Below are 22,871 nucleotides of genomic sequence, written 5' to 3' on the forward strand. Positions count from 1 at the left end.
CCCGGGGACCCCTCCTCGGGCCGGTAGTCGTATGCGCCCCCTATGCTTTCGTGCCAGGGGGTGGAAGCGACATGGATTTGCAGGATCTGGCGGGGTGGGACCCGGACGCATTGGAGCGCCTCGGTGCCGAGCTCGGCAAGCTCGCCGAGGAACTGGACCGTATCGAAGGCGACATCCGCCGGGCGGCCACATTCGGGGGAACCTGGACCGGCGACGCCGCGGATGCCGCAGCAAGACCGCTCCGGATTGTCATCGATACCGTTGACGTTCAGGTCAACTCGTACCGTCGGGTGAGTGCGTGTGCAGCCGCGGTGGTTCCGCGCCTGCGCGCATTGCATGCCGAACTCGAGGCTGTACACACCTGGGCGGACGAACACGGTCTCGTCATCGGAGCCGACGGAGCCCTCACCGATGTCCCCGGTAGGGCCGGAGTCGAACTCGACACTGACCGCAGCACTTTGCGCACACGACTCGACACGCTGCTTCGGAGCGCGCAGGAACTCGACAGGGAGGCTGCATCGGTACTCGCGCGCGCCCTCCCGGATGAGAGTTGTTCATCGGCAACACAGTTCGTCTCTTCTTCCACTCGGTTTCCGGAGCTGGGGCCCATCCCCGGTCCTGGATCGGATCCGGGTGCGGTCGCCGCCTGGTGGAGCAGTCTCGATCCCTTCGATCGCACTGTGCTGCTCACCGAATACCCGGAGAGGGTCGGTGGTCTCGACGGGGTGCCCTCCGAGGCGCGCGACCTCGCGAATCGTGCCCTGCTCGGAATCGAACGCGAACGGTTGACGGGCGTCGCCCTGGTACTTCAGGAAGAGCTGGAGGGCAACATGTTCGGCGGTCTGGTCTCCAACGCGGATGCGGGGCTCGCGCAGACCTCGAACAAGCTCGACGCACTCGATGAGATCGACCGTACGCTCGCATTGGACGACCGTCGGCTGCTTGCGCTCGACATGTCCGGCCGCGAAGCGATGGCCGTGGTTGCGGTCGGAGACGTCGACACCGCCGACCACATCGCGGTATTCACGCCCGGTGCAGGATCGACCGTGCAGGGCAACCTCCATGGATACGACCAGCAGGTGTCTGCGCTCCGCGACGAAGCCCAACGCGAACTCGGTCGTGTCGACCGAGGTTCGGAAACCGTTGCCGCTGTCACCTGGATGAATTATCAGGCGCCACATTTCGGTTGGGGGCTTGCCTTCACCGAACGCAGTCCTGTCTCGGATCTGTCCGCCACGCTGGCTGCGCCGCGACTGACCACGTTCCTCGACGGGCTCGATGCGTCACGACCCGATTCGCCACCGCACGTGACCGCGGTCGGTCATTCGTACGGTGCACTCGTCGCGAGTCTCGCGTTGCAGCAGGGTGCGGACGCCGACAAGGCGGTCTTCGTCGGCGCTCCGGGGCTCGGTACCTCCGACGTCGGCACACTCGGCATGGCGCCCGGGTCGATGTACCTGATCGAGGCGGACGAGGACCTCATTGCCGACACCGGGATATTCGGCGGAGACCCCAGTCGTCTTCCCGGTCTGACCCGTCTGTCCAGCGATGCGGGAGAAGATCTTTCGGGCGATCTACGTACCGGTTCCGTCGGGCACAGCTCTTATCTGGTGCCCGGATCCATGAGCACGTACAACATTGCGGTCGTCATCGCGGACACCGCCGCCGAACGGAGTGTCCGATGAGCGAGTTCTCTGTCCGCGTAGGTATCGCTGCAGCCGTGATGGTGACGACCACCGCATGCACCACGGCGAGTTCCCGTGCTGTTCCCGAACCGGTCGCCGACACCAGCGTCGCAGCCGTCGAGTACTACCTCCAGGTCCAGCGCGACGTCATGGACGTACTCTCCGAGGAATTCCCCGGACTCGAGTTCTCCGAGAAGTACGCGCGCACGAACGCGGGGTGCACCCTCGCCGACGGTACACACGGGATGTCGGTGCACCTTCCCATCCATGGGAGTTCGAGCCCCGTACCTGTGGCAGACCTGCAGCGTGCCGCCGACCTGTTCGAACGCACCGCTGCCGGTGCCGGTTTCCACGGGCGTCAGGTCCTGCCACCCGATACGGGGTTCTCGATGCGGATGTTCGCCGCCGACGGTTCGTACATCACCTTCGGCAGCTATGTGGCCGCGATCGTCGGACTGACCGTCGGGTGTTACCGGATCTGAGCGTCGAATTCGGATACGCTCGTGCGGTCTGTGGCGATCTCGAGAAGGGGCGGTGACGATGCGTCCTGTACTCGGCGTTGCCGTCGACGACGGTGAAGTCTCCGCGGTCCTCGTCGACGCGGACGTTCCGCAACTCGGTCCCTTCGACTCGCAGCGTTGGGCGGCCGAACCGGACGTGTCGCAGGCCGACGCGGTCGCGCGGGCCGTGACCTCGATGGCGGAGCGAGCCGAGAACGCGTCGTTGACCGTCGGCACGATCGGTCTGGTCGCGCTTCCGAGCGGTGATGCAGACACAGCCGCGGTCGCGGAGGCCATCCGCGCGGTGAGCGAAGCACCCGTCGAGGTGGTTCCGCTCGACGACGCACGACTCGCGTACCTGGCCGGAGCACCCGAACTTGCCGACACACCCGTCCTGGCGCTGCACACACGTACCGGCGGTGTGGAGTCGGTGTCGATCGTCGATGCCCGATCCCGGACGGTGCTGTCGTCGGTCGTGCGCGGCGACGACGAGCTCACCGGCCACACCGATGCCTTGCCCGACACGATGGACGAAGCACTGGCCCGAGCCGGTGTCGGACCGTCGGCGCTGGTCTTCCTCGACCTGCGCCCCGGCGACGCGCCGCCCGCCCGGGAACTCTCCACGATCCTCGGAGTGCCGTTCGTGACGCCGCACGGCGTGCCGTGGCACCGCGCGACCGGGGGAGCTCTGGTTGCAGCGCGTCGCAGTCGGGCACAACCTGTTGCCGCGGGCGCGGCGTCGACCCGCCGAAACGCGGCTCTCCTGGCCGTCGTGGTTGCGCTTGTCGCGATGCTCAGCGGGGGACTGGCACTCGCGATGGGTGGGTCCGAAGACCGGGGCGGTTCCGCGGATCAGGGCGAGATATCGGACCCGACCGAGTTCACGCCCGACACGGACACTCCGGAACTGTGGGATCGGATCGCGCCGCACCCTGTTCCGCGCGACGCGGGTAGGCCGGACGATGCCGACACACCCCAGAAACCCGAATTGCAGAACCCCGAACTGCAGAGCCCTGCACCTCAGGACCCGGCGATTCAGGGCAGTGATCCGTGCGGCGTTGCGCTGCCCGCGTTGTGGCCGGCCCGCGGGTCCGATCCCGCCCCGAGTCCGGCACCGGAACATGCTCCCGAGCCCGCACCGCCCTGCGACCCGCCGGCGAACCCGGCACCCTGACCACCGCAGGCAGATCCTCCCGGGATGATCGCCGCACGGTGAGACGTTGATATCCGACATGGATGTCGCACTGTCGCTACTGGACCGCTCCCGCACCCGGGAAGGCCAGGACGACGCGTCCGCACTGCGGCAGACCCTGCACCGCGCGGAGCTCGCCGAAGCCGCGGGATACCTTCGCTTCTGGGTCGCCGAACACCACGCGGTACCGGGGGTGGCATCCGGTGCCCCCGCACTGCTGATCCAGGCCATCGCCGATCGCACGCACCGCCTCCGGGTCGGGTCGGCCGGAGTGATGCTGCCCAACCATCAGCCGTTCGTGGTCGCCGAACAGTTCGCCACACTCGAAGCGCTGCATCCGGGCCGGATCGATCTGGGCGTCGGGAGGTCGCTCGGTTTCACCGCACCTGTTCGCGAGGCCTTGCGCACGACCCGAGCCGACCCGGACGACTTCGCCGCCGACATCGACGAGCTGCGCGCGTATCTCGACGACACTGCGGCCGTGTCGATCAGACCCCGTGTCGCGCAACCGCCTCCGGTGTTCGTGCTCGGAACCGGGGCCGGCCTCCGGGTGGCATCCCGACTGGGCCTGCCCGCTGTCGTTGCAGGTCCGATAGTGAAGCAGGGTCCCGAACCGTTCGACCGCTATCGCGCCGACTACCGTCCCAGCGCGGCGAACCCCGAGCCGTATCTGGTGATCGGCGCCGACATTCTCATCGCCGACACCGAAACCGAAGCCGCCGATCTGTTGTTGCCGGAAAGCTGGGCAATGACGTTGTCCCGAGAGCGCGGCTTCTTCCCGCCGCTGTCGCCGGTCGAGGCGCTGCGGCGCCTGCCCGTCACCGAGCGCCGACAGCGGATCCTCGACGACACGGCAGCGGCGGCGATCGTCGGCACCGAGGATCAGGTGGCCGAACAGATCGAGAAGCTCATCGCGACGACCGGTGCCGCCGAGGTGCTGAGTTCGGCGTCCACGTTCGACCTCGATGCGCTCTACGCATCGGATGCGCGGCTCGCGCGCCTGTTCGGAGTGGGCACAGCGAGCCCCGCTCCGGCAGCCCGCAGCGCATCCGCATCCGACGCCACCACCACGTCCGCGAACCGCGACCGGTAGTCGCCGAGATCATCACCGACCGACCCGACGACCGCGACGACGGGCACCGAAGCGCTGCGCGCCAGGATCGCCGAGACGATCTTGCCCGCACGCGACTGCGCGTCGAGTCGTCCCTCGCCGACCACTACGAGGTCGGCGGCGGCGAGCGCGGCGTCGAAACCGGCCACGTCGAGCACGTAGTCGGCGCCGGGGCGTAGTTCGGCGTCGAACCTGGCCCACATTCCGCCCGAGAATCCGCCTGCTGCACCCGTGCCGTCCACGTCCCGCGGGTCGCGCGGTAACGACGCGGCGGCCTCGTGCAGCCGCGTCGTCAGCAGTTCGACGGTCGCGGGGTCGGCGCCCTTCTGCGGTCCGAACACCCGCGCGGCGTCGGTGTAGCGGGTGGTGACATCGGTGAGCACGACGACGGACACCGAACCCAGACCACCGGCATCGTCGATCGCGGCGATTGCTCCGAGGCCGCCGTCAGTGGTGGCCGAACCACCTGCGGCGACGACGATCTGTCGCGCACCACGCTGTACCGCAGCGGCCATGATCATCCCGGTGCCGTACGTGTCGGCGGTCGCAGCATCGCGAACACCGTTGTGCGGAGTCGTGATTCCGCTGACCGTCGCGAGCTCGACGATCGCGGTGCCGTCGGAGGACAGGCCGAAGAATCCGGGGCAGGGCGCGCGCCACGGGTTGACGGCGTCGACGTCGATCCGTTCGAGACCGAGCGGACCCGTGAGGACGTCGAGCGTGCCCTCACCGCCGTCGGCCACGGGCATCCGGACCGGCTCGTGGCCCGCGGACTCCGCTCCGGCCGCGATCGCGTCGGCGACCTCGGCCGCGGTGTAGGTGCCCTTGAAACTGTCGGGAGTGATCAGGACTCTCATGCGCGGACGACCCAGTCGAACGCCTCGGCCTCCGACCGTGCCCCCTGCCGGGCGCGCGACCGATTGGGCTCGTCCAGTTCGGTGACGACGTCCTCGCCGAGCCGGACGATGTCTGCGAACACCTGCGGTGTGAGCCACGACGGGCGAGTCGCGAAGAGGAGATCCTCACTCGCGGTGTTGCCGCTCGCACCCGGGGCGAACGGACAACCGCCCAGCCCTCCCAGCGCGCCATCGACGACGTTCGCACCTGCCTCGACAGCCGCGAGGCTGTTGGCGACACCGAGGCCCCACGTGTCGTGGCCGTGGTAGACGATCCGACGGTCGGGCGACTCCGCGCGGACGCGCGTGACGAGCTCACGAACCTGCCCGGGGACCGCCTGGCCGAGGGTGTCGGCGACAACGATGTCGGCCGATCCGTCCGCCCGCGGGTCGCACGCGATCTCGAGGACACGGTCGGGGTCGACGGGGCCGTCGAACGGGCAGGTGAACGACGTCGCCAGACACAGCTGGATGCTGCCGCCCGCGGCGTGAGCGAGTTCCACGGCGGCGGGCATCGCTGCGAGGCTGTCTTCCGTGTCGCGGCCGATGTTGGCGCGGTTGTGGGAATCGGACACCGAGAAGCAGTACTGGAACCTCCGCGCTCCCGCAGCGAGTGCCTTCTCCACGTGCCTCGGGGTGGCCACCCAGATCCAGCAGCGGTCGAGTTCTTCCTCGGTGAGGGCCGACACCAGCTCGAGGGTGTTCGCCATCGGCGGCACGAGGTCGGCGCGCGCCAGCGACCCGATCTCGAGTTCGGGTATCCCCGCGGCGAGGAGGGCGCGCACGATCTCCACCTTGCGCTGCGTCGGGAGCAGTTTCCCGGTGAGCTGCAGTCCGTCGCGCAGGGTGACATCCCGCAGGATCACATCGTGTCCGGTCGATCGTGCATCCACGTCGTGCCTCTCATTCCTCGCGCCACGTTGTGCCGAGTATCCTCTCGCCGCGAGAGGTACACCAATTCAGGACACACCGCCCGGGTGTTGCCGGTTTTGTGACAGGTGACACTATCGTTGCGTCGTGGATGGGGACTTGCCGGAAGGTATTTGAGAAATGGGAGCGTTCGTCGGGAAAGCGCTGCTGTGGTGTGCGCTGCTGGCAGGACTGACCGGATCCGGGATCGCGGTATCCGCCTTGCACGTGAACGGGGCAGTGGGCTCACTCATCGTCGCATCGGTCGCGGGACTCGTGCTGTTGCGTCTGAGGCCGGAAGGAGGAGAAGAAGCGGGAGACGAAGCCCCTCACGACGCGGCGGTCACCTGACGTCGACGTCGCCGTCCGGCGGCGCCGAGCAGCAGGATCGCCTTACGCTGCGTGCGCGGTTCCGGTCGGTATGCTGGGCGGTCGGGCGCCCGCACGGGCGTTCTGCACGGAGGGACCCATGACGGTTCCCGCCGGACGTCGAAGAGGAGCATCGGTTCGTGTCGCTGTGGTCACGTGCGCTTTCGGTCGACGAACTCGACGGCCGAACCTGGCTCGAGCTGATGCCGTGGCTCGATCGCTACGGGTCAGCACGCGCCGCAGCATTGAATGCGCTCGCGCCGACACCGAACTGGTGGGAAGTGCAGTCACCGGTAGAGACCGGCGCCGACACCGAGATCCCCGAACTGTGCGCGGAACTGTCCCGGATCTACGTCACCGACCACCCCGAACTGCGGTTCGCGGACGGACTCATCCGTACCGTGGAAGTCGCCGTCGACGCCCTCGACCTGGGAGTGTCGGCCGCGACGCTCGTCGCGCGCCTGCCCCATGCCCCCACCACCGCGGAGTTGTTCAGCCGCAGCCCCGCCGACCTGTTCGATGTGCGCGGTGCCGGAAGCGGCGAGGTGCACGAAATCGTCTGCGCGGCTCTCATACTCACGGTGCTGCGCGACCCGGCCACGCTCCGGCCGGAAGCGTCGGCCGCGTCCGTCCCGGCGCTGGCGCTTCTCGTCGACGACCTCGCCGCCCTCGCGCGATGGCGGATGCTGTGCGACGAACGGGATCGCCCGTTGCTCAGCATCGACCTCGATACGGGTGCTCCCGAGGAGATCCAGGAGGCCGTCGCGCGCCTCGGTGCGGTCGCTGCTCGCGATCTTCCGGTGAGTGCACCGGTCGATCCGGTGACCGAACTCGCCGACTACGTTGCGTCGTTGCCCGCGGCCGAGCGCAACGTCCTGCGGCACCGCATCCACGACGATTCCGGCGCCGATTCGCCCGCACCGTCGACGTTCCCGTTCGGCACCGCGGTGGGGGACTTCCTGGCGGCACTGCGCACCGACGTACGACCCGTCGCCGCGTTCGACCGGATCCTGCGCGATCGTCCGGTGCTCGCGCAGGTCGTGCCAGGACTCGACGCACCGCTGTGGAAGGTCCTCGACCGCCTCGACGACCGGTGCACCGTCGCCGACGGCTGGATCGCCGTGCCCGACCTCGCCGAGGCGGAGAAACAGACCCGCGCGCTGCTCGGCGAATTCGAATCCGCCAACGGAGTGGTGCAACCCGCCGGGGTAGCGGCCATATGGGACCTGCCCGCCGGCGAACTCGAAGCGTGGATGAACTACTGCGGAACCAGCATGCTCGAAGGCTGGATTCTCACGCCCCAGGCCACCGTGGCGGGTCACGCCGCACAGATCCTCGAGGTGGTCGGCGACCCGCTCTCCGTCGAAACGCTCGTTGCGCGCATGGACGCGAATCTCGACATCCACAGCGTCGTCGAAGAACTCGGGGACGACGAGCGGTTCACCGTCACCGAGGACGACGGTCTGTGGGGCCTGCTCGAATGGGAGACCGACCTGGTCACGGCCGTCGGGACGCGCATCGCGCGCCTCGTCGACGGCGCTGCCGGACCGGACGGAGCGCCGGGCTCGATCGAGCTCGACAAGGTGGCCGAAGCGCTGGTCCAGAAGTTCTCGATCTCCGATGCCTCTGCCCGGGTGTTCGCGGCGAGCGGGGATTTCGAAGTCGTTGCCGACTGTGTTCGCCGTCGGCGCCGCACTCATGTTCCCGCGGTGCCCCCGGAACGCACCAAGCGTCTGTACCGGCTCGACGAGCGCTGGCGCCTGCGGATTCCCGTCACGCGCGACCATATGCGCGGCGCCGAATTCCCGATTCCGTCCGCAGTTGCGGGCATCGTCGGGTGCGAGCCCGGTGCCGAGACGGTATTGAAGTCGAGGCTCGGACCACAGGCGTTGCGGTGGACAGGGCCGATTCCGCAGCTCGGGTCCGTGCGCCGTTTCCTGGACGAGATCGGTATCGACGAGTACGGCGAGCTGTTCTTCGAATTTCGGTCGGATGGCCGTTTCGACGTGCTGCCGCTGCGTACGTTTGCCGCGAATGCCGATCCGCTCCGCAAGGCGCTCGCGCTCATCGGCTACACGACACCGGAGGTCGTGCCCGAGGAGAGCATCGCCGCCGCGTTCGCAACGGCCATCGGACTCGACGGTGAGACTCGCCCGCGCCGCATCCTCAGCGCCTACCGTGCACGTCACGAAGCCGAGGTCGTCTCGCTGCTCGAGAGCGCATGGGTCCGCGTCCCGTCCGGTCAGGACCGTCCCCGGTTGTGAGTGGTGTGGCCGGGTGGTGCATCCGGGGTGCCTCGTAGGACGATGGTGGACATGAACGACCTGCCGAATCCCGACGTTTCCGGCGCGCTCCCCGCGGATGCGATCGTACGTGCCCTGGCCGGTGCCGTCGGATCGGTCGAAGCTGCGATCGTGCGGCTCCGGGGTGACGACGCCGAGCCCGACACCGTCGAGAAGATCCTGGCCGCAGCCGGCGCTCCCGATCTCGGCGACGTCGTCGCCCACCACAACACGCTGACGCGAGCGATCGCGATCGTCGATCACCGCGGAACGCTCCCCGATCAGGAGTGGACGCCGATCGCGGAACTCGGTCCGCTGCTCTCCGTGGTGGTCCAGCGGCTACGCGCGTATGCCTTCGAACTCCTGGGCCCGGTCGAGCCCGAGATCACCGTGTCGGCGCATGTCGCGCTGCTGCTCACCATGGCCGACGAGGGCCGGTTCGGGGAGACACTGCAGCTGCTCGTGCTCGTCGAGGACGCCGCGACCATGTGGCAGCGGCTGCGCATCGAACGCGCCCGCACCGCTGAGCCGGACGAACTGAGCGAAGTCCTCAGCGCTTCACGCACCCTGCTCGCCGAGCACTTCGAGCAGGACGGCGAACTGCTCCGCCGTGGACGCCGCGCACTCGCCCGGCTCGCCGAAGACACCCCGCTCGAGGTCGTCAAACGCCTGTCCTCGCCGCGCACCATGCGCACGCTTGCACGATTGCGGCAGGACCTCGAGGACTTCCGCTCGGCATGTCGAGCCGACGCTGCAGGATGGCTCGTCGACGAGGATCCCGAGAGCGCCGACGCGCTCGATTCGATCGACAGCCCGCTCAAGTCGGTGAGCGGTGTTCTCGGCAGAAGCCTTGCGAAGGTGTCCGATGCGCGGCACCGCGGAGGCGAGAGCGATGACGAGGGCGAAGCCGAGGAGCCCGTCTCCGAGCAAGACTAGGTGGTGAGGGTCCACACCTAGGGTGCGTATCTGCGAGGTCATGCCCGCGGGACAGTAGTGGAGCCGGTTCTCCGGCCGTCCGGATCGAACGGACGCCACCTCCGCCGCTACCCCGGGTGTGATTACATGGCCATCGCCACTGTTGTTGTCCACGAACCGTTTCCGCTGTCTCCCGCGCAGCGTGGGTTGTGGTTCGCTCAGCAGCTCGCACCGGATGTGCCTATCTGCATCGCGCAGTACGTCGACATCCGTGGCCGTCTCGATGTCGACCTGTTCCGACGGGTCTCGCTCGTCGCCGCACACGAATTCCAGTCGGTGTTCCTGCGGCTCGTCGACATCGACGGCGAACCTCACCAGGTGGTCGCGCCGCCTCCCGATGTGGAACTGGGCGTGCACGATTTTCGTGCGGAGCCGGACCCGGCGGCGGCAGCACACGAGTGGATGGACCACAACCACATCGCAGGCATCGATCTCACCGACGATCCGCTCACCGAGGCCGCGCTGCTGCAGGTCGGCGACGACCGGTATTTCTGGTACACGCGCATCCACCACATCGCCCTCGACGGGCACGGTGCCGCGACGATGGTCGACCGGGTCGCCGAGCTGTACACCGCTGAGTTCGAGAATCGGGAACCACAGCCGAATCGCGCCGCCGACCTGCGCGCCCTGCAGCAGATCGACCACGACTACCGCGTCTCTCGCAGGTACCGACACGATCGCGACTACTGGGCAGAACGGCTGCATTCACGTTCGGCCGCAGTCACACTCACCGACAAGATCGCACCGCCGTCGGTCCGCAGTCTGGTGGCCCGCGCCGCGCTCACCGAGGAGACCGCAGCCCGGCTGGACGCGTCCGGAGCCGACGCGGCGGCACGGGTCGTCGCCGCATTCGCATGCCACCTCGCGCACACCACCGGACGGCAGGAAGTGCTCGTCGACATCCCCGTCTCTGCGCGCACCACCGCGGTGCTGCGACGGTCCGGAGGCATGCTCGCCAACGTCGTCCCACTGCTCGTGGCGGTGCGCACCGACGACACCGTGGGCACGCTCGTCGACCGGGTCCGGCTCGAACTCACCGGTGCGCTGCGGCACCAACGAGGCAATGTCGAGGACATCCTGCGTGAACTGGGTGCGGGCGCCGCCGACCGACGGGTCTCGTCGCCCGTGGTCAATGTGATGTTGTTCGACCGGGAATGGCGGTTCGGGGCATGCTCGGCCGATTTCCACATCCTCACCTCGGGGCCGGTCCCGGACATCATGATCAATATCTACCGGTCCGGCCACCCGCCGCGGACGATCGTCGAGATCCGCGCCAATCCCGGCCGGTACACCGACGACGAGGTGCACCGGCACCATGCGCGGCTCGTCGAGCTCGTCGACGCGTTCGCATGGGCGTCGTCGGACACACCGTTGACGGGTATCGGGGCGATCGATGTGCCCGCCGCTGTCCGCGGCGCGGAGGGGGAGACCGGCATGACGATGCCGGAGGTACTCGCCGCCGCGGTTGCTGCGAATCCGCAGGGTGTCGCGGTGCAGTATGAGGGCCGCACCGTCACCTACGTCGAACTCGACGCGGTCACCGACCGGATCGCCCACGCGCTCCGAGTGTCGGGGGCCGGGCCGGAGACGGTCGTGGCCGTCGCGATCGCGCGGTCGATCGACTCGGTGGTCGCGCTGTGGTCGGTCGTCAAGAGCGGCGCGGCCTTCGTTCCCGTCGACCCCTCCTATCCCGTCGAACGGATCGAGCACATGCTCGCCGATTCGGCTGTGGCGGTAGGGATCACCACGCCGAAATGCCGCGCGACGCTGCCCGACTGGGTCCGGTGGCTCGAGCTCAGGGACGGACTGCCCACCACAGAACTCATTGCGTGCGCACCCGCGGCCGTGCATCCCGACCGGGCCGCATACCTGATCTACACATCCGGATCGACCGGCCTTCCCAAGGGTGTCACCGTCACCCACCGCGGCATCGCGAATCTGATCACCGAGCAACGCGACCGCTTCGGCGGGCACCCTGATGCCCGTGTGCTGCACTGTGCCTCACCGAGCTTCGACGCCTCCGTATTCGAGATCCTGTGGGCGGCGGGAAGCGCTGCGCGGCTGGTCGTGGTGCCGCCCACCGTGATGGGCGGCGACGAACTCGCCGACATTCTCCACCGCGACCACGTCACCCACGCCGTCCTCACTCCCACCGTGTTGTCCACGGTGCCGCGGCTCCCGCACTCCCTGCACACGCTCGCGGTGGCGGGGGAGGCCTGCCCGGACGAACTCGTCGAGCGCCTGGCCCCCGGTCGTACGATGATCAACGGTTACGGGCCGACGGAATCGACGATCATGTCGAACGCCGCGACGCTCACTGCCGGTGAACCCGTGGCGGTCGGCGGACCGGTCCGCGGACTCACCGAAACCGTCCTCGACGACCGGCTACGGCCGGTCCCCGTCGGTGTGGCCGGGGAACTGTACGTAGCGGGTCCGGCGCTGGCGCGCGGCTACCGCAACCGCGAGGTCCTCACCGCGACACGTTTCGTCGCGGCCCCCGACGGCACACGTATGTACCGGACCGGCGACGTGGTGCGCTGGCGGCGCCTGCCCGCCGACAGTCTTGTTCTCGACTACGTGGGCCGCTCCGATTTCCAGATCAAGATCCGTGGCATCCGGGTCGAACTCGGCGAGATCGACGCAGCGCTGGTCCGCCACCGGCTCGTTGCTTCGGCTGTGACGGTCGGGCGTACCGATCCGGCAGGCGATGTCGTTCCCGTCTCGTACGTCGTGCCCGTGCAGGACGAGCCCGTCACCCGCGAACTCACCGCCTATCTGCGCGGCTGTGTGCCCGCCCATCTGGTGCCTGCCGCGATCGTCGTCCTCGGTGAGCTGCCGGTCACGCCTGTCGGGAAACTCGACCGAACTGCTCTGCCGGAACCCGTCTTCGGTACCCGCACCACCATGTTCGTCGCCCCGGTCGGCAGCGCCGAACAGGCTGTCACGGAGGTGTTCGCCGAGGTCCTCGGACTCGAGCGGGTGGGTCGCAATGATCACTTCTTCGATCTCGGTGGCAACTCTCTGAGCGCAACCCGCGCGGTCGCCCGAGTGAACGCCGCGCTCGGTGTCGGGTTCGGCGTCCGCGACCTGTTCGAGGCGCCGGTCGTCGCGGATCTCGCCACCCGAGCATGCAGCGCTGCACCGGCAGCGGCGTATGCCCCTCTCGGGCCTCGACCCGACCGGATTCCCCTTGCCCCCGCCCAGCGGCGCATGTGGATCGTCAACCAGGTCGACGTCGCCTCGCCCGCATACAACGTGCCGCTCGCGTTGCGCGTCACCGGTGGCCTCGATCTCGACGTGCTCGGCGCTGCCTTCGCGGACGTCGTCGCGCGACACGAACCGCTGCGTACCCGCTACCCGTCGTCCGAGTCCGGCCCCTACCAGGAGGTACTCGACGACGCGGAGTTCGATTTCACGCCCGTGGCCGTACGCGGAGAAGACGGCCTGCTCGCTGCGTTGCGTGAGCTTGCCTCCGCGGGATTCGACGTGAGCCGCGAGGTCCCGGTCCGCACCGCGTTGCTGCGGGTCGGGCCGATCGACCACGTCGTCGTGGTGGTCGTGCACCACATCGCGGCCGACGGCGCGTCGACGCTGCCCCTCGCCCGCGACACGATGCTCGCCTACACCTCCCGGCTGGAGGGGAAGGAACCCGAATGGGCTGCGCTGCCTGCGCGCTACACCGACCACGCGCTGTGGCATCTCGGCCGACTCGGCGACGCCACCGACCCGCAATCCCCACTGTCGCAGCAGATCGACTTCTGGCGGTCGACGCTCGACGGCGTCCCCGAACTCCTCGACCTGCCCGTCGACCGGCCCCGGCCCGCGAGGCGCACCCACCACGGCGCCGCCGTGCCGTTCGAGATCCCGGCCGAGCTGACCTCGGGGGCAGCGACCCTGGCCCGCCGGCACGATGCAACCGTCTTCATGGTGATGCACGCGGCGTTCGCCATCCTGCTCGAACGGCTCACCGGGGCCACGACACTGGCGATCGGCACTCCTGTGGCCGGCCGCGGGGCCGCCGAACTCGACGACGTGGTCGGCATGTTCGTCAACACCGTCGTACTTCGCTCCGACATCGATGAGTCCGCGTCGTTCGGTGAACTCCTCGACCGCACCCGCGACCGCGACCTGGACGCCTTCGACCACGCTGACGTGCCGTTCGACCAGGTCGTGCAGGCTCTCGATCCGCCACGGTCGACGTCACACGCCCCGCTGTTCCAGGCGTTGCTCGAATTCCGCAACATCGCGCCGGTCCGCGTTCAACTGCCCGGCCTCACGGTGGACACCGTCGACGCGGCACCGCCGGTCGCCAAATGCGACCTCTATCTTGCCGTGGAGGAATCTCGGGACGGCAACGCCGTGATCGCCGAGTTCGGTTACGCCACCGACATTTTCGACGAGACGACAGTCCACGGATTCGCCGAGGCATTCACGCGCGTGCTCGAGGCAGTCGTCACCCGACCCGACCGCGAAGTCGGCGATATCGACATCCTCGGCTCGGCCGAACGCGCCGCGCTTGTCCCGGTGCCCGGTCGGCCGACGGAACCCGCGGTCACCTTGCCACGACTGCTGGCGCGTGGTGCGACGATCGGTGGCGACGCCGTTGCAGCGGTGTGTGGCAGCGAGAGAATCACCTACCGCGAACTCGACTCTCGCTCGAATCGGCTGGCGCGCCGGCTCATCGAACTCGGCGGCGGCCCTGAAACCGTGATTGCGGTCGCGTTGACCCGCTCGGTCGAGTCGGTTCTGGCACTGTGGGCCGTCGCGAAGACCGGCGCGGCGTTCGTTGCGGTCGACCCGAAGTACCCGTCCGCGCGGATTGCCCACATGATCGAGGATTCCGAGGTTGCCCTCGGCATCACTGTCGGAGAAGTGCACGCAGATCTGCCGTCGCAGAGATGGGTCGTACTCGATGATCAGGCCGAAAGGGCCCTGATTGCATCCCATTCGGACCACGCGATCAGCAACACCGATCGACGCGCACCGCTGCGCCCCCACCACGCGGCCTACGCCGTCTACACCTCGGGATCGACGGGGACTCCCAAGGGGGTCGTGGTCACACACACCGGACTCGCAGGATTCGTCGAGGAACAACGCACACGGTTCGTGCTCGGATCACGATCGAGGGTGCTGCATTTCGCGTCACCGAGTTTCGACGCCGCGATCCTCGAGCAGCTGTGGGCCTTCGGTGCGGGCGCCTGCCTGATCATCGCCCCGCCCACGGTCTACGGCGGCGCAGAACTCGCCGATCTTCTGGACCGAGAGCGGGTCACACACATCGCACTGACACCGTCGGTGCTCGCGACGGTCGACCCGGTCGGGCTCGGACACCTGCGCACCGTCGTCGTCGGAGGTGAAGCCTGCCCGCCCGAACTCGTGGCGCAGTGGGCACCCGGCCGCGAGATGGTCAACACCTATGGGCCCGCCGAATGCACCGTTCAGACCAACGCCGGCGCACCGCTGGTCGCGGGTGGTCCCGTCGGACTGGGCGGGCCCATTCGCGGACTCACCGAACTCGTCCTCGATCACCGGCTCCGTCCTGTCCCCGTCGGAGTGGTGGGGGAACTGTATGTGAGCGGACCCGCCGTGGCCCGCGGCTACCGGAACCGGCGCGCGGGCACCGCATCCCGGTTCGTCGCTGATCCGTCCGGGAAGCCGGGGGAGCGGATGTATCGCACCGGCGATGTCGTACGGTGGCGGCGCGCCGCCGACGGCACACTCACCCTCGACTACGTCGGCCGCAGCGACCTGCAGGTCAAGGTCCGCGGATTCCGCATCGAGCCCGGCGAGATCGAGTCGGTGCTGCTCGATACCCCCGGCGTGGCTCGCGCGGTGGTCACCGTGCGCGGTGACCGGCTCGACAGTTATGTCGTTCCGACTCCCGGCGTCGTTCTGTGCACCGATGCGGTGCGTGCCCACGCCCAAGCGTGTCTCGCCCCGCACATGGTTCCCGCGACCCTCACCGTGCTCGACGCACTTCCCGTCACCCCCAACGGCAAGCTCGACCGGGCGGCACTTCCTGTCCCCGACCTCAGCGAAGGACGCCCGCCCTACCGGGCGCCGCGCGACACGACGGAGACGGCGGTGATCTCCGCGTTCGCCGGAACCCTCGACACACCACAGGTGGGGCTCGACGACGACTACTTCACTCTCGGAGGGACCTCGCTCGGCGCGACGGCCGTGGTCGCTGCGCTGTCGGAGTCCCTCGGCCGTCCCGTTCCGGTGCAGTGGATCTTCACCCATCCCACCCCGGGCTCGCTGGCTCGGCGCCTGCTCGACACGCCGCTCGGCGACGAGTCGTTCGACGCGGTGATCCCGTTGCGCGAGAACGGTTCCGAGAATCCACTGTTCTGCGTCCACCCCGCGGCAGGTCTGGCATGGTGCTTCCGCGGACTCGCACGTCGTATCGACGACCGGCCCGTGTACGGACTGCAGTCGCCGCTGCTGACCGATCCGGATCGGGACATCGATACCCTCGCGGAACTCGCCGCGGCGCACGTCGAGAGCATCCGGTCGACGCAACCACACGGTCCGTACCACCTGCTCGGCTACTCGGTGGGCGGGCAGATCGCCCACGAGATCGCGGCCCAGCTCACCGCGGCCGGGGAACTCGTCGCGACACTCACGATGCTCGACACTCACCTACAGGGCGAGACACCCGACGCGGAGGTCATCGCCGCAGAGGTCATCGCCGTCGAAGTCGGGGCAGCGGCACCTGATTCCTCGGCGCAGCACCGGGACCTCCTGCGTCGCGCCTTCGGCCGGACGGTCGGCCTCGCCACCGAACACCGGCCGACCGCACGACCCGTCACCGACCTGGTCTTCTTCGAATCGGCCGACGCCGTCGCCGCCCGGATGCCGGACCCGGCCCGGGTCTGGCGCCCACACATCGACGGGCCCATCCGGGCGTACCGCCTCGACGTCACACACCGGGACATGACCGGTCGTCGAGCACTCGATCAGATCACCCCGGTCCTGATGGACCACCTCCGGAAAGGCCAGTGATGACCGACCAGACCAGTGTTCTCCGCGGCCGCCGATCCGGCATCGTGCCGGTGAGCGTCTTCGACGACGTCCGGGACGACGAGCATCCCCGCACCGGGGAGTTGCGTCGCTGGGCAGTCGACTTTCTGTGCAGCCCACACGACGACCTCGGGCGCAGCGGCCCGGTCTGCCCGTTCGCTGCGCCGTCGATCGGACGGGGTCTGTTCTATGCGGTGTTCGTGCGGGGCGCGGTCGACGCGCAGCGCATGCGCGACGTCGCCGACGACCTCGCCGAACTCTTTCCCCAGCTGTCGCCTGCCTCGGGACCGGATGCGGCGCTCGAGTCGGTCGTTGCGGTGTTCCCCGACGTCACCGACTACGACGTGATCGAACTCGTGCAGAACGAGCGCAAGTCGGATTTTGTGCTCGGTGGGTTGATGCTCGGCCAGTTCTACCCGGGCTGCACCGTCTCCGGCCTGCGGAACAGTGCGTTCCGGGCGCTCGACGCACCATTGCCGATGCTCGCTGTCCGACACATGGTGGGCTCGGATTTCCCGTTCCTCGCCTCTCAGCGTGAATGGATCCTTGCGTATCTGAAGAAGTTCGCCGCGAGGGTGCCGTCGATGGTGCGATCCGACATTGCCGATCGCGTCGTGACGTAGTCGATCTACCGTAAGCGCATGGCCAGATCCGACGATGTGCCCGCGTACACGATCCGTCAATTGGCGGCGTTCGTTGCCGTCGCAGACTGGGGGACCATCACTGCTGCGGCAGACGCACTGCGCATGTCCCACTCGGCGCTGTCCGCCGCCATCACCGACCTCGAGCGGATACTCGACGTCAAGCTGTTCGTACGACAGCGGGCCCGTGGGGTGCGGCTGACACCCACGGGGCATGCCGTCCTCGAGCGGGCGAAGATGGTGTTGCATTTCGCTGCGGAACTCGAGAGCGACGCCCACTCCGAGGCGGGCTCCGTCGCCGGCCCCGTCGCAGTGGGTTGCTACCCGTCACTCGGACCCACCCTGCTGCCGTCGTTGATCACCGGATTCACCGAGGCACACCCGAGGGCGCGCGTCGACTTCCGGGAAGACACACAGAACCGGTTGCGGGCGCAGCTCGACTCGCGCGACCTCGACGTCGCATTCCTGTACGACCTCGACCTCGAGCCCGGGCTGGAGTCCGTCGTCCTCGAATCCAGGGAACCGATGTTGCTGCTGCCCGCAGACCACCCGGCGGCGTTGACGGGGTCGCCGGTGCAGTTGACGGATCTCGCCCACGAACCCATGGTGATGCTCGACGCGCCGCCGAGTTCGGGTCACGCGGTGAGAGTGTGCGCCGAGGCCGGATTCTCGCCGGTGGTCGCGTACCGGACCCAGAACTACGAGACGTGCCGCGCTTTCGTCGGTCGGGGGCTGGGGTGGTCGCTGTTGCTTCAGCGTCCCTCCCTCGACGTGACCTACGAGGGCCTGCCGATCGCGGTGCGACCGTTCGCTGAGCCGAAACCGGATCCCGTCGACGTCGTGCTCGCGTGGCGAAAAGATGCGCTGCCCAGTCGGGTGGCGCAAACGTTTGTTCACTTCGTGGTCACAGCCCGTAAGGGGAAAGTGCCTCATGAGCTGGGATAATGCGCTAATAACGGTTTTTCGGGGATAGTTCCCCGACTTTATCCGCTTTTCAAATGATTGTGACCGCCCTCATGATGCTTGTATCGCGTCCGAACGCTCGTTAACCGGACGCACTCCAGTTCACCTCGCCGAAGGGCACCCGTACTCATGACCGTTCTTGACTCGACGCCCCAGACGTCGACCAAAGCGGCGCGCAAAGCCGCGCTCGGCAGCTTCGTCGGCACCGCCATCGAGTGGTACGACTTCTTCATCTACGGCACCGCAGCGGCGCTGGTCCTAGGACCTCAGTTCTTCCCGGGTTCATCGGATGTCGCCGGCACCCTCGCGGCGTTCGCGACGCTCGCGGTCGGCTTCATCGCCCGCCCCATCGGCGGCGTGGTCATGGGTCACTTCGGTGACAAGATCGGCCGCAAGTCGATGCTCGTCACGTCGCTGCTCCTGATGGGCTTCGCGACGGTGGCCATCGGCCTGCTGCCGAACTACGACGCCATCGGCGTGGCCGCCCCGATCCTCCTCGTGACTCTGCGCTTCATCCAAGGCCTCGGCGTGGGCGGTGAATGGGGTGGCGCAGTGCTCGTCGCGACCGAGAACGCACCCGCGGGCAAACGCGGCCTCTACGGCGCGGCGCCTCAGCTGGGTGTGCCCGCAGGTGTGCTGATCGCGAACCTCGTCTACCTTCCGCTGACCGCGTTCCTGAGCGAAGAGGCCTTCAATTCGTGGGGCTGGCGCGTGCCGTTCCTCATGTCGGCCGTCCTCGTCTTCGTTGCCATGTGGATCCGTCTCGGGCTCGAGGAGAGCGCAGAATTCAAGGCGTCCAAGGAAGCCCCGGCGGATGTCGATGAGAAGATGCCGATCCTCGAGGTGCTCACCCAGCACTGGAAGACCGTGCTCCTGGCCGGGGGCACGTTCATCGCCACCAACGGCATCGCGTACGCCTACATGGTCTACGTGCTCAAGTACGGCGAAACCGAACTCGGCTACAGCAAGACCGCGATGCTGGCCCTGCTCATTGCGTCCTGCCCGTTCTGGATGGCAGGCATGGCCTACAGCGCTTGGCGTTCCGACCTCGTCGGCCGCCGCACGATCTACATCAAGGCGTCCGCTGCGCTCGTCGTCGCCGCTGCCCTGTTCTTCCCGCTGATGGACACCGCCATCCTGCCGGTGATGGCCCTGTCCATGATCGCCCTCGGCTTCACCCTCGGCTGCTGTGCCGGCCCGCAGTCCGCGCTGTTCGCCGAGCTGTTCCCCGCCAAGATCCGCTACAGCGGTGCATCCCTCGGCTACCAGGTCGGTGCGATCCTCGGCGGTGGCCTCGCGCCCATGGTCGCGACCTCGCTGTTCGCCGCGACCGGCACCTCCATGTCCATCACCGGCTACTTCGTGCTGATCGCCCTGATCAGCCTCATGAGCATCCTGCTCCTGCGTGTGCCCTCCGCAGGCACCGGCACCGAGCAGGCACAGTCCCCCTCGCAGGAAGGTGTCTGACCCATGTCGACCTACTATCAGCCTCCCAAGTACCCCGCGTCGACGTTCGAGTCGATGACGCCGTCCGACGAGACGTTGCCCGTCGTCGTCGTGGGTGCCGGACCGGTCGGCATGGCCACCGCACTCGGACTCGCGCAGCGCGGCATCCCCGTCACCGTCATCGAAGCCGCCGACCAGGTGTCCTTCGGTAGCCGCGCGATCTGCATCTCCCGACACAGCCTCGAAGCCGCCGGTCGCCTCGGATTCGGCACGGAACTCGAGAAGATCGTGCTTCCGTGGGTCGGTGGCCGCAGCTACTACCGCGACGAGCAGGTCCTGCACTTCCAGATGCCGCTGCGCGACTTCGACGTGCGCCCGCCCATGATCAACGTCTCCCAGTCGGAGTTCGAGCAGATCATGGTCGACACCCTCGAGCAGAACCCGCTCATCACCCTGTACTGGCAGGCCTCCATCGCAGGCATCCTGCGCGGGGACGACGAGGTCACCCTCGAGATCGACACCGCCGAGGGCAAGCGCCACCTGCGCGCGCAGTACGTCGTCGCCGCGGACGGCGGCCGCAGCCGCATGCGTGAACTCGCCGGCCTGCGCCTGCAGGGCACCAGCTACGAGGGTCGCTACGTCATCGCCGACATCCACTGGGAGTCGGATCTGCCCGCAGAGCGGATGGTGTGGTTCGACCCGCCGAGCAACCCCGGCTCGACGATCATCATGCACAAGCAGCCCGGCGACATCTGGCGCATCGACTACCAGCTCGACCCGTCCGAGGACGCCGAGATCGAGACCCAGGAAGACGCCATCCGGGCCCGCATCGCCAAGCACCTCGACTGGCTGCAGAACGACCTGCCGTGGACCCTCGAGTGGAAGGGCTTCTACAGCGCCCGCGCACTCGCACTCGACGAGTTCACGCACGGACGACTCCTGTTCGCCGGCGACGCAGCACACCTCGTCCCGATCTTCGGTGTGCGCGGCCTGAACTCCGGCATGGAAGACGCCGAGACCCTCGCGTGGCAGCTCGCGGCCGTGATCAACGGCAACGCCGACACGGCTCTGTTGCAGGCGTACTCCTTCGAACGTCACAACGCGTGGCAGCAGAACGTCGCCAACGCAGGCAAGTCGACGCTCATCATGAGCCCCGGCAGCCACGGCTACCGCACCACCCGCGACGCGGTACTCGCGCTCGCGGTGGGCCGCCCCGAGTTCGGTCATCTGATCAACCCGCGCCAGTCCAGCGCCACCCACGCTCGGCTCTCGCCGCTCACGTGGTCGGTTGCGGCCGGTGCCGAAGGGGTGCTTCCGGGCGACCCGGTCGAGGACCGCAAGATTCGCATCGAGGGTGTCGACACCTCGCTCAACGTCGCGCGTGGCACCGGTTTCGCAGTGCTCGGCGTCGGACTCGACGAGGCGGGCAGCGTCGCGCTCGCGACCGCGGCCACTGAACTCGGCACCGCTCTGTCGCCCGAGAGCGTGCGCGCACTCGCCGTCGACAGTGCTGCCGCCGACGGCGTCACCGTCCTCGACGCTGCCGACCTGGCGGATGCGCTCGGCGCGACCCCCGGCGAAGCATTCGTCATCCGTCCCGACGGTCTGCTGCTGTGCCGCGTGCCGGTCGCGCAGTTGTCCGGTGTCGCGGGCGCACTGCGGTCCGGTGCCGCACCGGCCGGTGACGCGCTGCCCGCGCGTCCGGCCGAGCACGTCACCGAGGACGAGCAGCGTCGTGAGAACGTGTGGCTGGGCCTGTCCACCGCACTCGACCAGGTCGCCGAGGACGATCGCGAAGGCTTCCTCGCCCGGCTCGCGCTGATGCTCGGATCCCAGGTCGATCACCGGCAGTTCGAGGAGGCCATCGCGGCCGCCTCCGACACCTCCCCGGTGCGCGTCGAGGTGCTTGCACCGCAGGCCTGATCCCCGCTGCACTATGGCCGAATGTCACCTTCGTTCAGTTGGATTGGATGAAGGCGACATTCGGCCATTCTGTGCCTGTATCGCGTTACTACCGGTTCTGTCGTCGGACGCGTTCCACCAGCCGTTCGTGCCGAACGTCGGGGTGTTGACGAGGGCATGTCGAGCACTTCACTCCGTGCGGCCCGTTGTACAAGAGGCAGCACGACACCCTGTGCACGAAGGTGCACGGCGGTTCCTGGACGTCGGACACAACGGACTGGAATCGCGGGTCCGGCAACCGAGGTCCCGGGAGTTGTTCCGAGATTCGCAGCACCGTCGCGCGCGCAGCGTCCATCGCTTCGTCCACCCGTCCGGTGGCGGCACCGGCCCACAGGAACCGCGTGGCGATGGAGTCCACCGCCACGGCCCACAGTCGCCGCTCACCCTTCCCACAGAGGGACGCCATGTATTCGATTCCCGACCCCAGGGCTTCGGTGAGCGCAGACTCGGCCGATGTGGTGAGGACACGAGTGGACCGTGCGCCGACCAAGCGTCCGTACATCTTTCTGTTCGGCGAGAAAGTTCCGTCCAGTGTCGAGGTCTCACCGCGGGGGGTGAAGTCGATGTCGCGACCGGTCAGTGCGCGGCGATGCAGTACCACGTCCTGCAGCGCGGGGCTCAATCCCGTGCCCGTCACGAACAGGCTCGCGATCGTCGGCAGCACCACCGAGTTGCTGATCGCCCGCCACAGCACGGTCCCCAGGATCAGTGGGTCGTCGACCTCCCACCGCGCGGCGCGCAAGTGCAACTCGTTACCGATCCATTCCGGATCGAGGATCGCGGAGCCGGGGATCTCGTGCGAACCCGTGTCGAGTACCAGGGGAGCGTGCTCACTCACCGGCAGTGCACTCATCAGTTCGGTGAGTACAGCTTCCGCGTTCGTGAGTGAAATGTCCGTCATCGCACGCCGCCTTCGG

At 68.1% G+C, this 22,871-nt stretch carries 14 protein-coding genes and 1 pseudogene; 12 read left to right on the plus strand and 3 right to left on the minus strand.

The window, feature by feature from the left end; genetic code table 11:
* Positions 1 to 71: 71 nt before the first annotated feature.
* The 4 genes and pseudogenes from ACFWB0_RS02515 to ACFWB0_RS02530 all read left to right on the plus strand — a co-directional run.
* A complete protein-coding gene (locus ACFWB0_RS02515; RefSeq protein ID WP_378488841.1) occupies positions 72 to 1,685 on the plus strand; it encodes an alpha/beta hydrolase in 1,614 nt (537 codons plus the stop codon).
* The gene (locus tag ACFWB0_RS02520) at positions 1,682 to 2,167 is read left to right on the plus strand and encodes an LppA family lipoprotein (RefSeq protein ID WP_378488842.1); all 486 of its coding nucleotides are present in this window, start codon (positions 1,682 to 1,684) and stop codon (positions 2,165 to 2,167) included. Before ACFWB0_RS02515 ends, ACFWB0_RS02520 begins: the two co-directional genes overlap by 4 nt.
* 58 nt (positions 2,168 to 2,225) lie before the next feature.
* Positions 2,226 to 3,359: a hypothetical protein gene (locus ACFWB0_RS02525; protein WP_378488898.1), complete on the plus strand. Its 1,134-nt coding sequence runs from the start codon at positions 2,226 to 2,228 to the stop codon at positions 3,357 to 3,359.
* Positions 3,360 to 3,417: 58 nt separating this feature from the next.
* A pseudogene (locus ACFWB0_RS02530) lies at positions 3,418 to 4,380 on the plus strand (MsnO8 family LLM class oxidoreductase); the annotation flags it as partial.
* Here ACFWB0_RS02530 and ACFWB0_RS02535 read toward each other — a convergent pair.
* Together ACFWB0_RS02535 and ACFWB0_RS02540 are read right to left on the minus strand one after the other, a co-directional pair.
* The gene (locus ACFWB0_RS02535) at positions 4,350 to 5,345 is read right to left on the minus strand and encodes a glycerate kinase (protein ID WP_378488843.1); all 996 of its coding nucleotides are present in this window, start codon (positions 5,343 to 5,345) and stop codon (positions 4,350 to 4,352) included. The pseudogene ACFWB0_RS02530 and the gene ACFWB0_RS02535 overlap by 31 nt on opposite strands.
* Positions 5,342 to 6,250 carry a hydroxymethylglutaryl-CoA lyase gene (locus ACFWB0_RS02540; RefSeq protein ID WP_378488899.1) on the minus strand — a complete coding sequence of 303 codons (909 nt, stop codon included), beginning with the start codon at positions 6,248 to 6,250 and terminating at the stop codon, positions 5,342 to 5,344. Before ACFWB0_RS02540 ends, ACFWB0_RS02535 begins: the two co-directional genes overlap by 4 nt.
* A 184-nt stretch (positions 6,251 to 6,434) precedes the next feature.
* Between ACFWB0_RS02540 and ACFWB0_RS02545 the strand changes: the two genes are divergently transcribed.
* The 8 genes from ACFWB0_RS02545 (at position 6,435) to ACFWB0_RS02580 (ending at position 21,915) form a co-directional block, all read left to right on the plus strand.
* Positions 6,435 to 6,644: a hypothetical protein gene (locus tag ACFWB0_RS02545; protein WP_378488844.1), complete on the plus strand. Its 210-nt coding sequence runs from the start codon at positions 6,435 to 6,437 to the stop codon at positions 6,642 to 6,644.
* A gap of 158 nt (positions 6,645 to 6,802) precedes the next feature.
* Complete coding sequence (locus ACFWB0_RS02550) at positions 6,803 to 8,926, plus strand: hypothetical protein (RefSeq protein ID WP_378488845.1); 2,124 nt, start codon at positions 6,803 to 6,805, stop codon at positions 8,924 to 8,926.
* A gap of 51 nt (positions 8,927 to 8,977) precedes the next feature.
* Positions 8,978 to 9,880 (plus strand): hypothetical protein, encoded by a 903-nt coding sequence (locus ACFWB0_RS02555; protein ID WP_378488846.1) that lies wholly within the window; start codon positions 8,978 to 8,980, stop codon positions 9,878 to 9,880.
* 126 nt (positions 9,881 to 10,006) lie between these two features.
* On the plus strand, positions 10,007 to 16,924 hold the full coding sequence (locus ACFWB0_RS02560) for an amino acid adenylation domain-containing protein (protein ID WP_378488847.1): 6,918 nt from the start codon (positions 10,007 to 10,009) through the stop codon (positions 16,922 to 16,924).
* Positions 16,924 to 17,565 (plus strand): DUF6875 domain-containing protein, encoded by a 642-nt coding sequence (locus ACFWB0_RS02565; RefSeq protein WP_378488848.1) that lies wholly within the window; start codon positions 16,924 to 16,926, stop codon positions 17,563 to 17,565. The genes ACFWB0_RS02560 and ACFWB0_RS02565 overlap by 1 nt, the downstream gene beginning before the upstream one ends.
* Before the next feature lie 18 nt (positions 17,566 to 17,583).
* On the plus strand, positions 17,584 to 18,528 hold the full coding sequence (locus tag ACFWB0_RS02570; RefSeq protein WP_378488849.1) for a LysR family transcriptional regulator: 945 nt from the start codon (positions 17,584 to 17,586) through the stop codon (positions 18,526 to 18,528).
* A 147-nt stretch (positions 18,529 to 18,675) separates the two neighbouring features.
* The gene (locus tag ACFWB0_RS02575; RefSeq protein ID WP_378488850.1) at positions 18,676 to 20,013 is read left to right on the plus strand and encodes an MFS transporter; all 1,338 of its coding nucleotides are present in this window, start codon (positions 18,676 to 18,678) and stop codon (positions 20,011 to 20,013) included.
* Between the two features lie 3 nt (positions 20,014 to 20,016).
* Positions 20,017 to 21,915, plus strand: coding sequence for an FAD-dependent oxidoreductase (locus ACFWB0_RS02580; protein WP_378488851.1), 1,899 nt, complete (start codon positions 20,017 to 20,019; stop codon positions 21,913 to 21,915).
* 88 nt (positions 21,916 to 22,003) lie between these two features.
* Here the strand turns inward: ACFWB0_RS02580 and ACFWB0_RS02585 are convergent, their stop codons facing one another.
* Positions 22,004 to 22,855, minus strand: coding sequence for a (2Fe-2S)-binding protein (locus ACFWB0_RS02585; protein ID WP_378488852.1), 852 nt, complete (start codon positions 22,853 to 22,855; stop codon positions 22,004 to 22,006).
* Between the last annotated feature and the right edge of the window lie 16 nt (positions 22,856 to 22,871).

Source organism: Rhodococcus sp. NPDC060086, assembly GCF_042730275.1.
Classification (GTDB): Bacteria; Actinomycetota; Actinomycetes; order Mycobacteriales; family Mycobacteriaceae; genus Rhodococcus.